Raw genomic sequence first — 13,301 nt, forward strand, 5'->3', positions numbered from 1 at the left:
AGCAGGATAGCTTATCGGTAGCTAACCGTCCCTCCATCCACATGACCAAGCGTTGCACTTATTATCTGAATTCGCGGTTTACTATTTGCATGCTAAATGAAACATGTATCACATGTTTTTCTATTGTTTACCTCTAAATGCGAATCAGGACACACTTTTCGCTGGCAGTCATTGCACCACGTCTGGATAATTCCGATACTCCAGTAAACACAGGACGAATACGGGTATATCCGGAAGGGGGTTAAACAAAAAACGCTTATAAATTTGGGTATTAAACTGGAATTATCATGAAAATATTTGAGTTAAGGCTATATTTATAATTAAGCGTGCAACTAAATTTAACTTACCGTTGAGCTTTGTTTTGATAAATACCGTTAATCGATGGACGCAGTAAAAATAACTGGATTTTGCGCGATAAACTGTTTAAGATTCGTCCTAAATCTTGATTGGTGTAAACAATCGTTCTAATGAGAGTGATTATCAAAAACTATGGCGACTAGATTAACTGTACAGCCCGTTGCACGGGAGAAAGCGACCAGGCATGAACGTCGTAGTAGTACTCGCCGTCTTGCATGGTTGACAGTATTTGCTGCATCAGCACTTTTTTGGGTTGTTGTTGCATGGATGATTTGGAGCTAGTTGGGGAGGTCACACCATGTTTGGACAAGCAGAGATTCGTAAGCCTGAACAAACGCGTGAGATGAAATCTTCTTATTGCAAAAATACGCCTAAAGTTGCCGAAGAGGTCGTCATCCCGGAGTCATGGGGACTGAGTGCACTGCAACGCGACTTTATCGAATCGATGATTGAGAAGAAAAGTAATTAATCGTCTGATCACTTAGCCATTGTTGGCAAACATAAAAATTCAAATAGTCTCGCCTGCGATTGAGCCATTTTTGTCGGCTCGGGCAGCTTATCGCCCTTAAGTTGTATTAAGTTGCATTTAAACGGTGAAATCAATTGCTGTAACAGTCAGTTGTTATCAATTGATTTAAGTTGTACACCCTGAGGGTCGCAAGCCGGCCTTAGCGAGTTAATAATGAATATTGTACCTATTTCCTGGTTTACTACTTTCGCTTTTTCTCTGGCATTTTGGGCCAGCGTAGCGTGGGTAATAATGCATTAAAATTGCATTTCTTTTAAAAAACGCCGTAATGGTCTATCCCATTGCGGCGTTTTTACTTTTAACGAATGTTACCGCTGTTATCATTTTGTGTTGTTATCAAAACGTTGCCGCCTTATTCGACTATCTTTAACACTAACCCTGATGTTTTTCGGGTTATTACTGAAGTGATAAGAATAAGGAGGAGCTATGTCGAACCTGCGCGAAACCAGCCAGCACACACTGGAGGTGGATGGCCAGCGTTACCATTTTTTTAGTCTCCCACTTGCCGCGCAACAGCTCGGTGACCTTTCCCGCTTACCCAAATCCCTGAAAGTCTTACTGGAAAATTTACTGCGCTGGCAGGATGGTGATTCTGTCACGGCGGAGGATATTCAGGCGCTGGCCGGCTGGCTGAAAAATGCCCATGCCGATCGCGAAATTGCCTATCGTCCGGCACGCGTGTTAATGCAGGATTTTACCGGTGTGCCAGCGGTGGTTGACCTTGCGGCGATGCGCGAAGCAGTCAAACGCCTCGGCGGCAATGTGGAGCGCGTCAATCCACTTTCACCTGTCGACCTGGTGATCGACCACTCTGTAACGGTTGACCATTTTGGCGATGACGATGCCTTCGAAGAGAACGTGCGGCTGGAGATGGAGCGCAACCATGAGCGCTATGTTTTTCTGCGCTGGGGGCAAAAAGCGTTTAATCAGTTCAGCGTGGTGCCGCCCGGCACCGGCATCTGTCACCAGGTGAACCTGGAATACCTTGGTAAAGCGGTGTGGCACGAAGAGCAGGAGGGGCATCAGGTCGCCTATCCCGATACGCTGGTGGGTACGGATTCCCATACCACGATGATTAATGCCCTTGGCGTGCTCGGCTGGGGTGTCGGCGGGATTGAGGCCGAAGCGGCAATGCTCGGGCAGCCGGTGTCGATGCTGATCCCGGATGTGGTGGGTTTTAAGCTGAGCGGCAAACTGCGCGCAGGCATTACCGCTACGGACCTGGTGCTGACGGTGACTCAGATGCTGCGTAAACATGGCGTGGTGGGCAAATTTGTCGAATTCTACGGTGATGGCCTGGACGATCTGCCGCTGGCGGATCGCGCGACCATCGCCAATATGGCGCCAGAATATGGCGCGACCTGCGGTTTCTTCCCGATTGATGCGGTCACAACCAGTTATATGAAACTGACGGGGCGCAGTACACAGCAGGTGGCGTTAGTGGAAGCCTATGCCCGTGAGCAGGGATTGTGGCGGGAGCCGGGCGATGAACCGGTGTTCACCAGCACGCTGGCGCTGGATATGGCGACGGTGGAGGCCAGTCTTGCCGGGCCGAAACGCCCGCAGGACAGAGTATCGCTGGCGGATGTACCACAGGCTTTCCGCCAGACGAATGAGCTGGAAGTCAATCACGCCCAGAAAGACCACCAGGCTGTCAGTTACCGCGATGGCGATCGGCAACATGAACTGCGTGACGGTGCGGTGGTGATTGCCGCAATTACCTCCTGCACCAATACCTCCAATCCGAGCGTGCTGATGGCGGCCGGTTTGCTGGCGAAGAACGCGGTGGAAAAAGGGCTGCAACGGCAGCCGTGGGTGAAAGCGTCTCTGGCGCCGGGCTCAAAAGTGGTTTCCGATTATCTGGCAACGGCACGTCTGACGCCATATCTGGATAAGCTCGGTTTTAATCTGGTCGGCTACGGCTGTACCACCTGTATTGGTAACTCAGGGCCGCTGCCGGAGGTGATTGAGCAGGCGATTAAACAGGGCGATCTCACCGTCGGTGCCGTGTTGTCCGGTAACCGTAACTTTGAGGGACGCATTCATCCGCTGGTAAAAACTAACTGGCTGGCGTCGCCGCCGCTGGTGGTGGCCTATGCGCTGGCGGGGAATATGAAGATTAATCTGCAAACCGATGCGCTGGGCACTGACCACGCAGGAAAACCGGTTTACTTACGCGATATCTGGCCATCGCCGGAAGAGATTGCCGCGGCGGTACAGCAGGTCTCGACCGATATGTTCAGTAAAGAGTATGCAGAAGTGTTCGCCGGCACCCTGGAGTGGCAGCAGATTAAAGTCAGTGAAGCAGCCACCTATGACTGGGACGACAGCTCGACCTATATTCGTCTGTCGCCATTCTTCGACGAGATGGACGTGGAACCGCAGCCGGTGGAAGATATTCGCGGCGCACGGATTCTGGCGATGCTGGGTGATTCGGTCACCACTGACCATATCTCCCCGGCGGGGAGTATCAAAGCGGAAAGCCCTGCCGGACGCTACCTGTTGCAGCACGGTGTCGAACGGGCTGATTTCAACTCGTATGGTTCCCGGCGCGGCAACCATGAAGTGATGATGCGCGGGACTTTCGCCAATATCCGTATCCGCAATGAAATGGTGCCCGGCGTGGAAGGGGGCATTACCCGCCATATACCGAGTGGCGAGCAGCTGGCGATTTACGATGCCGCGATGCGCTATAAAGAGGAAGGTGTGCCGCTGGCGGTGATTGCCGGTAAGGAGTATGGCTCGGGTTCCAGCCGCGACTGGGCGGCGAAAGGGCCGCGCCTGCAGGGCGTGCGTGTCGTGATTGCGGAATCGTTCGAACGTATTCACCGTTCCAATCTGATTGGCATGGGGATCCTGCCACTGGAGTTTCCGCAGGGCGTAACGCGCAAGACACTGAATCTGACCGGGGACGAGCAGATTGATGTGGCAAACCTGCAGCAACTAACGCCCGGTGGTGAGGTGAATGTCACGCTGACACGCGCGGATGGGCGTCAGGAGGTACTGAACACCCGCTGCCGTATCGATACCGGCAATGAGCTGACTTATTACCGCAACGACGGCATTCTGCATTACGTGATTCGTAATATGCTGCGGGATTAAAACGGTTACAGACCTTTCTCCACCGATGGGAGAAGGTCAGTCTGAAAACCGTTCTGATTCCCTCCCCCACGGTGTGGGGGAGGGTTAGGGAGGGGAACTGCCAGCGACTTACTCTTTTGGCAGCAGATGACCCATCTTCGCTGCTTTGGTATCGAGATAGTGCGCATTGTTAGGATTACGGCCCACCACCAGCGGCACGCGCTCAACAATATTGATACCCGCTTCGCTGAGGATTTCCACTTTCCGTGGATTGTTGGTCAGCAGACGCACTTCATTCACGCCCAGCAGTTTAAACATGTCGGCGCACAGGGTGAAATCGCGCTCATCCGCGGCAAAACCCAGCTGATGGTTGGCTTCGACGGTGTCGTAGCCTTTGTCCTGTAGCGCGTAGGCGCGGATCTTGTTTAACAGACCGATATTGCGTCCTTCCTGGCGATGATAGAGCAGGGCGCCACGGCCTTCTTCGGCAATCGTATTCAGCGCGGCTTCCAGCTGGAAACCACAATCGCAACGCAGACTGAACAGCGCGTCGCCCGTCAGGCACTCGGAATGCACGCGTGCCAGTACCGGATCGTGAGTGGTGATATCGCCGTAAACCAAAGCGACATGGTCATGTCCGGTTGCCAGTTCTTCAAAACCAACCATCAGGAAATCTCCCCATGGCGTTGGCAGTTTGGCTTCTGCCACCCGTTTAAGCTGCATGTGACTCTCCGCGTACTTCACGTCAGACCCAGCGATATATCATGAGTCTGGCAAAATGATTCAAAACAACCCGACTATTTTGCCATAATTGTCAGGTTCATTCTCAGAATTGCGCTAATTTAAATGCACAAAAGCACGATAAGCAACCTGATAGTTAGCTTATTAATTTTTAGTCGGAAGTTATGACAAATCAGACAACTTGCCAGGGAGAATCATGCTAGAGATTGCCAAACGTACGGCCCTGGGGGCGCTGTTATTACTGATTATGCCACTGGGTGTCTGGATGACCGGCTGGCAGTGGCAGCCGGAAGCCAGCGGCTGGGGATTGCGGCTGCTATTCTGGGTGACGGAGACGGTAACCCGTCCGTGGGGCATTATCACCAGCGCCATTCTCTGCGCCTGGTTTTTATGGTGCCTGCGCTTCCGGCTGCGTGCCGCCATTTTTCTGCTGGTGATCATGGTGGCCGCGATAATGGCCGGGCAGTACACCAAATCATTTATTAAAGATCAGGTGCAGGAAGCGCGTCCTTATGTGGTGTGGCTGGAGAAAAACCACGGCATGGATGACGAGACGTTTTACCAGCAGAAACGCAAGGTGCGCAGCGCCATGGTCACCCAGCTGCTGGCGTATGATACTCAGCTGCCGGACTGGCTGAAACGGCACTGGGCGTTTGAGACCGGCTTTGCGTTTCCTTCCGGTCATACCATGTTTGCTGCCAGCTGGGCGTTGCTGAGCGTGGGATTACTCTGGCCGCGTCGCCATGTGAAAACGGTGGTGGTGCTGATGCTATGGGCATCTGGTGTGATGGGCAGCCGCCTGTTGCTGGGGATGCACTGGCCGCGCGATCTGGTGGTGGCGACGCTGATTAGCTGGCTGCTGGTGACGCTGGCGACCTGGCTGGCGCAGCGTGTCTGCGGCCCGCTGACCATTCCGCCACAGGAGCAGCAGGAGATACGTCAGCGCGAAAATGATCCATCGTGATGATTGTAAAAGGATGTCTGCGCCCCCATAACCTTTACAGGTGTGCTGAAGAACATGCAGCATCCGGCCGTTTTTTTTGGCATAATTCTTTGGTTAACACCAAATTACGGGACGAAATGTGAAATATTTGCTGATTTTTTTACTGGTTTTGGTGGTGTTCGTTATCTCGGTGACGCTGGGCGCACATAACGATCAGGTCGTCTCTTTCAACTATTTACTGGCGGCGGGTGAGTATCGTCTCTCCACGTTGCTGGCCACGCTGTTTGCTATCGGTTTTCTGCTTGGCTGGGCGATTTGTGGATTGTTCTGGCTGCGCGTGCGGGTTGCACTGGCGAATTCACAGCGCAAACTGAAGCGTCTTCAGCAGCAGCTGGGGGAGTCGGATACAGCGGCGACCACGCCCGCGTCTCCTGCCGTCAAGGAATAATCTCCCATGTTAGAACTGCTGTTTCTGTTACTGCCCGTTGCCGCCGCCTATGGCTGGTATATGGGACGGCGCAGTGCACAACAGGACAAGCAACAGGAAGCAAGCCGCCTGTCACGGGATTACGTGACGGGCGTAAACTTTTTACTGTCAAACCAGCAGGATAAAGCCGTTGATCTGTTCCTCGATATGCTGAAAGAGGACAGCGGGACGGTTGAAGCGCATCTGACCCTTGGTAACCTGTTCCGCTCGCGCGGGGAAGTGGATCGCGCCATTCGTATTCATCAGTCATTAATGGAAAGTGCATCGCTGACCTATGATCAGCGGCTGCTGGCAGTGCAGCAGCTGGGGCGCGACTATATGGCGGCGGGGATGTATGACCGTGCCGAAGATATGTTCGCGCAGCTGATCGATGAAACTGATTTCCGCGTCAGTGCGCTGCAGCAGCTGCTGCTGATCCATCAGGCGACCAGCGACTGGCAGAAAGCGATTGATGTCGCGGAGCGGCTGGTGAAGCTGGGTAAAGATCGCCAGAAAATGGAGATCGCCCATTTCTATTGTGAGCTGGCATTGCAGGCGCTGAGTATTGATGATCTGGAGCGCGCCCTCGGCCTGCTGAAAAAAGCCGAAGCCGCCGATCGCAACAGTGCGCGCGTGTCGATCATGATGGGCCGCATTCTGATGGCGCAGGGGCAGGACGCGAAAGCGGTCAGCCATTTGCAGCGGGTTATTGAGCAGGATAAAGAGCTGGTCAGTGAAACACTGGAAATGCTGGAGCTGTGTTATCAGCGACTGAATCAGCCGCAGGCCTGGGCTGATTACCTGCAACGCTGTGTGGAAGAGAATACCGGCGCGCAGGCGGAGCTGTATCTGGCGGAAATTATCGAGCGTAATGACGGTTCCGACATTGCGCAGGGCTATATCACGCGCCAGCTGCAGCGCCATCCCACGTTGCGTGTATTCCATCGCCTGATGGACTTCCACCTGCATGAAGCCGAAGATGGCCGCGCCAAAGAGAGCCTGATGGCGTTACGTGATATGGTCGGAGAGCAAATCCGTACCAAACCGCGCTACCGCTGCCATAAATGTGGTTTTACCGCCCATGCGCTGTACTGGCATTGCCCGTCCTGTCGTGCGTGGTCGTCGGTGAAGCCGATTCGCGGGCTGGATGGCCAGTAACGCAGATGAAGATTCCCGGCAACGGGAATTTTTTTAATGCCCACTTTAGTTACAACATACTATTAATGTCCGTCACCGGTGATCGATGCAGCAACGTGCTGCCCGTGTCAGGCAGGGGGAATTGTGCGCTTTTGCGGTAAAGAGCAGAAACTGGCGGCTGGCGCTGTAAACTTGCCGCTGGCGCGAGTAGAATGCTTGCCGTTTGTCGATTGCGCCGCGCCGGTGCCCCACTGTCAGAGGAGTCCTGTTATGTCTTCAGTTCGCACTGTTACCGATTCGCCGATTGTTGTCGCGCTGGATTATGCCGATCGCGATCTCGCGCTGGCCTTTGTCGACCGTATTGACCCGGCCTCCTGTCGCCTGAAAGTGGGCAAAGAGATGTTCACGCTGTTTGGTCCGCAACTGGTGCGTGATTTACAGCAGCGCGGTTTTGAACTGTTTCTCGACCTGAAGTTTCATGATATTCCCAATACCGTGGCGCATGCTGTCGCCGCTGCAGCCGACCTGGGCGTGTGGATGGTCAACGTTCATGCCAGTGGCGGGGCGCGGATGATGTCCGCTGCCCGCGAAGCGCTGACGCCGTTCGGTAAGGATGCACCGTTGCTGATTGCCGTGACCGTGCTGACCAGCATGGATGAGACGGATTTGCGCGATATCGGTATCGACCTGTCACCCGCAGATCACGCCGAGCGTCTGGCGCGTCTGACCCGTGACTGCGGCCTGGATGGGGTGGTCTGCTCCGCGCAGGAAGCGGTGCGCTTCAAAACCGCGCTGGGCCAGCCGTTTAAACTGGTGACGCCAGGCATTCGCCCAGCGGGCAGCGCGGCTGACGATCAGCGCCGCATTATGACGCCACAGCAGGCACAGCAGGCGGGTGTCGACTATATGGTGATTGGCCGTCCGGTGACGCAATCCGCCGACCCGGCGCAAACCCTGCAATCGATTCTGGCTTCACTGCAGGAGGCATAAATGGGCGACGATAACAGCCGTCTGGTCTATTCCACCGAAAGCGGACGAATTGAACAGCCAAAAGAGAAAGCGGAACGGCCGAAAGGCGACGGTATCGTGCGCATCCAGCGCCAGACCAGCGGCCCCAAAGGAAAAGGCGTTTGCCTGATTAGCGGTATCGATCTTGATGATGATGCACTGGCGAAACTGGCGGCAGAGCTGAAGAAAAAATGCGGCTGCGGTGGTGCGCTGAAAGAGGGTGTTATCGAGATTCAGGGCGATAAACGCGACCTGCTAAAAAGTTTGCTGGAAGCCAAAGGGATGAAAGTCAAACTGGCAGGTGGTTAACAGAATAAGGCCGCGATGATCGCGGCCTTGTTGTCTGTAGATGAGCGATGCAGAGTCAGACTGTTTTTATCGGGCTTATTTGCTGACCTGATGACCAATGATACCACCGACAGCGGCGCCGCCGAGGGTGCCGAGGCCGCTACCATTGGTCAGCACATGACCGCCTACCGCACCAACACCTGCGCCGATGGCGGTATTACGATCGCGTTTAGACCAGTGTCCGCAGGCGCTCAGTGACATCACCAGCGTCGCGGCCAGCAGTGCCGTGGCAATTCGTTTGGCATTAACAGACATAATCACTTCTCCTTTATTGTTACTTACAGAGGTAACGCTTTAAGTATAGTTGGTCTTCCCTGTTTGCGGCTATGCAGGCGGCAGGGTAAAAAATTTCAATTCACCTCGTAAAATCACGCTAAGAGCAGCTTTCTACCCCTGATACAGCGATCCGCTCCATACTCCGCGCGCCTGCCCGCCACCAGAATAGCCACAACAGTTAATGGTGGAGAATTTGGCGATGCTGGAAGATCTGAAACAACAGGTGCTCGAAGCGAATCTGGCGCTGCCGCGCTACGGACTGGTGACGTTTACCTGGGGGAATGTCAGCGCCATTGATCGTGCTTCGGGACTGCTGGTGATCAAACCTTCCGGTGTCAGCTACGAGCAGATGCAGGCAGAGGATATGGTGGTGGTCGATCTGGCCAGCGGTGAAGTGGTCGAGGGAGATAAACGCCCGTCATCAGATACCGCGACCCATCGTGCCCTGTATCTGGCCTGGCCGGAAATCGGCGGTATTGTGCATACCCATTCGCGCCACGCCACTATCTGGGCGCAGGCCGGGCGTGATATTCCGGCATGGGGCACCACGCATGCGGATGATTTTTACGGGGATATTCCCTGTACGCGGCTGATGCGCGACGATGAAATCCTCAGCGATTATGAATGGAATACCGGGCAGGTGATTATTGAAACCCTGAAGGACAAAAACATCGAGCCGCTGTCGATTCCGGCGGTGCTGGTGAACTCTCACGGTCCCTTTGCCTGGGGAAAAAATGCACAGGAAGCAGTGTATAAAGCAGTGGTACTGGAAGAGGTAGCCTATATGGGGCTGTACAGTCAGCATCTGACGCCGGGTTTACCGCAGATGCAGCAGGCGTTACTGGACACTCACTATCTGCGTAAACATGGCGCCAATGCCTGGTACGGGCAGAAATAATCTCCTCTGCATTTCCGATTTTTCAGGGCGGCACATGTGCCGCCTTTTCTGTTTCTGGCACCCGCGCAGCGGCCAGATACCCTGTTCAGTTCAATTAAATGAAATAATTTACCTATAAATATAAAACAGTGTTTCAAAAAGATCGAAGAGATCACTTTTCTGGGTACTCTTTCACGCTATGTTGCAGCCACTTGCCCAGAGGGCAGAAGCGAACACCCATTTTTCTCTTTGCAGGCGAAAAACAACATGCACATTAAAAGAGCAATAGATAAAGTTCCCGGCGGAATGATGCTGATTCCGCTATTCATTGGCGCGGTGGTGCACACGTTTGCCCCAGACTCGGGAAAATACTTTGGATCGTTCACTAACGGACTGATGACCGGTACGGTGCCGATCCTTGCGGTATGGTTCTTCTGCATGGGGGCATCAATCAAGCTCAGCGCGACGGGGACGGTATTACGTAAATCAGGCACGCTGGTGGTGACCAAAATTGCTGTTGCCTGGATAGTGGCAGCCATTGCATCACGGCTGATTCCGGAGAATGGTTTTGAAGTGGGGATGCTGGCGGGACTCTCCACCCTGGCGCTGGTGGCGGCAATGGATATGACCAACGGTGGTCTCTATGCCTCGATCATGCAGCAGTATGGCACTAAAGAAGAGGCGGGGGCCTTTGTGCTGATGTCGCTGGAGTCCGGGCCGCTGATGACGATGGTGATTCTGGGCACGGCGGGTATCGCGTCGTTTGAACCGCATGTCTTTGTTGGCGCAGTATTGCCGTTCCTTGTCGGTTTTGCCCTCGGCAACCTCGACCCGGAACTGCGCGAGTTCTTCAGCAAAGCCGTGCAGACGCTGATCCCGTTCTTCGCTTTCGCGCTCGGCAACACCATTAACCTGGCGGTAATCGCCCAGACCGGCCTGCTGGGGATTATGCTGGGTGTCGCGGTGATTGTGGTGACCGGTATTCCATTGATTCTTGCTGACCGGCTGATTGGCGGTGGCGATGGTACGGCGGGCATCGCTGCTTCCAGCTCGGCGGGTGCTGCGGTGGCGACGCCAGTGCTGATTGCAGAGATGGTGCCGCAGTTTAAACCGGTCGCACCGGCTGCAACCGCACTGGTTGCCACCTCGGTGATTGTCACCTCGATTCTGGTTCCGATTCTGACTGCGGTTTACTCGAAACGTGTTAAAGCCGCTAAAGCGTCGGCGCAACAAACGGCAGCCATAAAATAACGCTGTTCCACGTATTCCCGGCCGCAAGGCCGGGATGAGAAAGGGATTTTATCTTAAATCATCATCGGCCGCAGGTAGTGAAGTCTGACTCTGGATTACGCTAAAGGTGCGTATAACGCATCTTATAATCAAGGGGTTAGATCATGAGCGTAATCAATCAGGCGACATGCCGTCTTTTTACCGAAACCGGAACCACCAGACAGCTGGCTGCCTACTACGAAGAAGATCGTCGTACCATGTGGATGCTGTTGCGGGCCGAACCGCGACCCTGCTTCAACCACGCCCTGATAGAAGAAATAATGAATCTGAGTTATGCCGCACAGCGCAGCGGGTTACCCGTCGATTTCTGGGTAACCGGTTCGCTGGTGCCATCGATGTTTAATACCGGCGGTGATCTCAGTTTCTTCGTCGACGCGATTAAAAATGGTCGGCGTGAAACATTGCGCTCTTATGCCCGTGCCTGTGTCGACTGTATCCATGCCGCCGCCCGGGGATTTGATACCGGTGCAGTGACCATGGCGATGATTGAGGGCAGTGCGCTGGGCGGCGGTTTCGAAGCGGCGCTGGCGCATCACTTTATTCTGGCGCAAAACACGGCGCGCATGGGATTTCCGGAGATCGCCTTTAATCTGTTTCCCTGCATGGGGGGCTACTCGCTGGTGGCACGCCGCGCGGGGATGAAGCTGGCAGAGGAGTTAATCTGCGAAGAGGAGTCGCATACTGCAGAATGGTTTGAACAGCGCGGGCTGGTGGATCGCCTGTTTCAGCCGGGGGACGGTTATCGCGCCACGCGCACCTTAATCGATACACTGAAGCCAAAACTGAATGGCGTCAGGGCAATGTTAAAGGCGCGTCAGCGGGTATTACAGCTGACGCGTGCAGAACTGATGGACATTACCGAAGACTGGGTCGATTTTGTCTTTACGCTGGAAGCAAAAGACCTGGCATATATGGAACGGCTGGTTCAGTTGCAGAATCGCCACAGCGCGCAGCTGCGCAAAGCCAGCTAACTATTTTTTAACCTTGTAATGCGCCAGCCAGTGCTCGAATTCAGCGACGGGCATTGGCCTGGCGTAGTAGTAGCCCTGGATAATATCCGCTCCATTTTCCTGCACAAACTGCAGCTCCTCACGGGTTTCAATACCTTCGGCAATCACCTGCAGATCCAGTGCCCGGGCGACGGCGACAATCGCGCGCACCAGCGACTGCGATACCTGCTGGCTGGTCACATCGCGCACAAAACTTTGATCGAGTTTAATCGCGTTGATGGGCACGCGCGCCAGCTGTGACAGCGACGAGTAACCGGTGCCGAAATCATCGAGGTGAACTTCTGCGCCCAGTTGCTGGAACTGCTTCATCAGCGTCAGCGCCTGCTGCTCTCGACGCGCGACAAACGTGAGATCTGGGATATGGAAATGCCGCTGGCTGAAGCGCTGGATATTGTCCGGCAGGAGCAGGCAGAACACACCACCTTCACGCTGAACAGCTCACCCGGCTGGAGCAGCGCGTATCGCACAGCCATCGATGATTATCTCAGCGCCAGGCCGATGGCGGAATATCACAACAATACGCGGCTGGACCCGGAAGCGCCGCACAACCGTGCCGCAGTTTACCGGCTGGCGTTACGCCTGGTGCGGGAAGGGCAGGAAAATACGCTGCAGATGTTTGCCCGCTTAAACGCTTCGCTGGGGTTATTTAATATCACGCAATGGCATGACAACAAAGTTGATACGTTGCTCCGCGAGCATGGGCTGGCGAACCGCGGTTACAACAGTTCGACGCTGATCGGCGTCGGGGTCAATATGCCCGCCCATCCCGGGTTGCATAATCCACCGCTGGGGGAGCGCCAGTATGATGGTCGCTGGCAGCGGGTGGGTAACTACACATTACGACAGATTACGGCCCGGGAACATTTGCGTGGCAGTTTTAAGCCGAATCAGCTGGTGCTGCGTTTTCCTGCCGATTTCAGCGCAAAACTGATTGATGACATCACAAGCCTCGACCTCGAACGGCAATATGGCGCGGGGTTAAAAGAAAAACTTGCCGATCCTGACGTGCGGGTGGGGATGAAAGTGCTGATGCGTACTCAGCTGAATAAAGTGGTGGACGATTATCTGGAGAAAATTAAAGCGGAAAAAACCTATTTTAGCGCCGGGTAGATTAGTCAGGCGGTCGCTGAAGATCGCTATTCACAGGTGATCTGGCATGAGTATGCGCTGCATAACGTTGTTTATCTCGCCGTCGATACTGACAGGCATGAGGGGCTAATCATTTCTCTGTGGGACAG

Annotated in this window: 14 protein-coding genes and 1 pseudogene; 12 read left to right on the forward strand and 3 right to left on the reverse strand. The window is 54.3% G+C overall.

Annotated features, from left to right (window positions below; translation table 11 throughout):
• The first annotated feature begins 489 nt into the window (after nucleotides 1-489).
• From ACSZO1_RS11860 to acnA, 3 genes are all read left to right on the forward strand, one after another.
• Nucleotides 490-639, forward strand: coding sequence for a YmiA family putative membrane protein (locus ACSZO1_RS11860; protein ID WP_437612760.1), 150 nt, complete (start codon nucleotides 490-492; stop codon nucleotides 637-639).
• Between the two features lie 16 nt (nucleotides 640-655).
• Nucleotides 656-826, forward strand: coding sequence for a hypothetical protein (locus ACSZO1_RS11865; RefSeq protein ID WP_437612762.1), 171 nt, complete (start codon nucleotides 656-658; stop codon nucleotides 824-826).
• A gap of 486 nt (nucleotides 827-1,312) precedes the next feature.
• Nucleotides 1,313-3,988, forward strand: coding sequence for an aconitate hydratase AcnA (acnA, locus tag ACSZO1_RS11870; protein ID WP_437612764.1), 2,676 nt, complete (start codon nucleotides 1,313-1,315; stop codon nucleotides 3,986-3,988).
• A gap of 108 nt (nucleotides 3,989-4,096) precedes the next feature.
• On the opposite strand, the gene ribA is transcribed toward acnA, so the two are convergent.
• The gene (ribA, locus tag ACSZO1_RS11875; protein WP_437612766.1) at nucleotides 4,097-4,690 is read right to left on the reverse strand and encodes a GTP cyclohydrolase II; all 594 of its coding nucleotides are present in this window, start codon (nucleotides 4,688-4,690) and stop codon (nucleotides 4,097-4,099) included.
• Between the two features lie 214 nt (nucleotides 4,691-4,904).
• On the opposite strand from ribA, the gene pgpB reads away from it, so the two are divergent.
• The 5 genes from pgpB to yciH all read left to right on the forward strand — a co-directional run bounded on the left by pgpB (nucleotide 4,905) and on the right by yciH (nucleotide 8,571).
• Nucleotides 4,905-5,672: a phosphatidylglycerophosphatase B gene (gene pgpB, locus ACSZO1_RS11880; RefSeq protein ID WP_437612768.1), complete on the forward strand. Its 768-nt coding sequence runs from the start codon at nucleotides 4,905-4,907 to the stop codon at nucleotides 5,670-5,672.
• Nucleotides 5,673-5,790: 118 nt separating this feature from the next.
• Entirely contained in the window at nucleotides 5,791-6,099 is a 309-nt protein-coding gene (locus tag ACSZO1_RS11885; RefSeq protein WP_437612770.1) for a LapA family protein, read from the forward strand.
• Nucleotides 6,100-6,105: 6 nt separating this feature from the next.
• Entirely contained in the window at nucleotides 6,106-7,275 is a 1,170-nt protein-coding gene (gene lapB, locus ACSZO1_RS11890; protein ID WP_437612772.1) for a lipopolysaccharide assembly protein LapB, read from the forward strand.
• A gap of 249 nt (nucleotides 7,276-7,524) precedes the next feature.
• Nucleotides 7,525-8,244: an orotidine-5'-phosphate decarboxylase gene (pyrF, locus tag ACSZO1_RS11895; RefSeq protein WP_437612774.1), complete on the forward strand. Its 720-nt coding sequence runs from the start codon at nucleotides 7,525-7,527 to the stop codon at nucleotides 8,242-8,244.
• The gene (yciH, locus tag ACSZO1_RS11900) at nucleotides 8,245-8,571 is read left to right on the forward strand and encodes a stress response translation initiation inhibitor YciH (protein ID WP_437612776.1); all 327 of its coding nucleotides are present in this window, start codon (nucleotides 8,245-8,247) and stop codon (nucleotides 8,569-8,571) included.
• Nucleotides 8,572-8,646: 75 nt separating this feature from the next.
• On the opposite strand, the gene osmB is transcribed toward yciH, so the two are convergent.
• On the reverse strand, nucleotides 8,647-8,865 hold the full coding sequence (osmB, locus tag ACSZO1_RS11905) for an osmotically-inducible lipoprotein OsmB (protein ID WP_437612778.1): 219 nt from the start codon (nucleotides 8,863-8,865) through the stop codon (nucleotides 8,647-8,649).
• Nucleotides 8,866-9,085: 220 nt separating this feature from the next.
• On the opposite strand from osmB, the gene araD reads away from it, so the two are divergent.
• The 3 genes from araD to ACSZO1_RS11920 all read left to right on the forward strand — a co-directional run bounded on the left by araD (nucleotide 9,086) and on the right by ACSZO1_RS11920 (nucleotide 12,024).
• The gene (araD, locus tag ACSZO1_RS11910) at nucleotides 9,086-9,784 is read left to right on the forward strand and encodes an L-ribulose-5-phosphate 4-epimerase (protein ID WP_437612780.1); all 699 of its coding nucleotides are present in this window, start codon (nucleotides 9,086-9,088) and stop codon (nucleotides 9,782-9,784) included.
• Nucleotides 9,785-10,030: 246 nt separating this feature from the next.
• Nucleotides 10,031-11,014, forward strand: a complete 984-nt coding sequence (gene kdgT, locus ACSZO1_RS11915; protein WP_437612782.1) for a 2-keto-3-deoxygluconate transporter — start codon at nucleotides 10,031-10,033, stop codon at nucleotides 11,012-11,014.
• 143 nt (nucleotides 11,015-11,157) lie between these two features.
• A complete protein-coding gene (locus ACSZO1_RS11920; protein WP_437612784.1) occupies nucleotides 11,158-12,024 on the forward strand; it encodes a crotonase/enoyl-CoA hydratase family protein in 867 nt (288 codons plus the stop codon).
• Here the strand turns inward: ACSZO1_RS11920 and ACSZO1_RS11925 are convergent.
• Nucleotides 12,025-12,393: pseudogene (locus ACSZO1_RS11925) on the reverse strand (EAL domain-containing protein); the annotation flags it as partial.
• Here ACSZO1_RS11925 and ACSZO1_RS11930 point away from each other — a divergent pair.
• Nucleotides 12,337-13,173: a hypothetical protein gene (locus ACSZO1_RS11930; RefSeq protein ID WP_437612804.1), complete on the forward strand. Its 837-nt coding sequence runs from the start codon at nucleotides 12,337-12,339 to the stop codon at nucleotides 13,171-13,173. The pseudogene ACSZO1_RS11925 and the gene ACSZO1_RS11930 overlap by 57 nt on opposite strands.
• Nucleotides 13,174-13,301: the final 128 nt, after the last annotated feature.

The sequence above is a fragment of the Erwinia sp. V71 genome (assembly GCF_965644245.1).
GTDB lineage: Bacteria > Pseudomonadota > Gammaproteobacteria > Enterobacterales > Enterobacteriaceae > Erwinia.

Bases quoted from the DNA above. Each gene is read 5' to 3' on its own strand.
- ACSZO1_RS11920 (WP_437612784.1), top strand. From the start codon at position 11,158: ATGAGCGTAATCAATCAGGCGACATGCCGTCTTTTTACCGAAACCGGA.
- ACSZO1_RS11865 (WP_437612762.1), top strand. From the start codon at position 656: ATGTTTGGACAAGCAGAGATTCGTAAGCCTGAACAAACGCGTGAGATG.
- lapB (WP_437612772.1), top strand. From the start codon at position 6,106: ATGTTAGAACTGCTGTTTCTGTTACTGCCCGTTGCCGCCGCCTATGGC.
- acnA (WP_437612764.1), top strand. From the start codon at position 1,313: ATGTCGAACCTGCGCGAAACCAGCCAGCACACACTGGAGGTGGATGGC.
- osmB (WP_437612778.1), bottom strand. From the start codon at position 8,865: ATGTCTGTTAATGCCAAACGAATTGCCACGGCACTGCTGGCCGCGACG.
- ACSZO1_RS11860 (WP_437612760.1), top strand. From the start codon at position 490: ATGGCGACTAGATTAACTGTACAGCCCGTTGCACGGGAGAAAGCGACC.
- kdgT (WP_437612782.1), top strand. From the start codon at position 10,031: ATGCACATTAAAAGAGCAATAGATAAAGTTCCCGGCGGAATGATGCTG.
- pyrF (WP_437612774.1), top strand. From the start codon at position 7,525: ATGTCTTCAGTTCGCACTGTTACCGATTCGCCGATTGTTGTCGCGCTG.
- araD (WP_437612780.1), top strand. From the start codon at position 9,086: ATGCTGGAAGATCTGAAACAACAGGTGCTCGAAGCGAATCTGGCGCTG.
- ribA (WP_437612766.1), bottom strand. From the start codon at position 4,690: ATGCAGCTTAAACGGGTGGCAGAAGCCAAACTGCCAACGCCATGGGGA.
- yciH (WP_437612776.1), top strand. From the start codon at position 8,245: ATGGGCGACGATAACAGCCGTCTGGTCTATTCCACCGAAAGCGGACGA.
- pgpB (WP_437612768.1), top strand. From the start codon at position 4,905: ATGCTAGAGATTGCCAAACGTACGGCCCTGGGGGCGCTGTTATTACTG.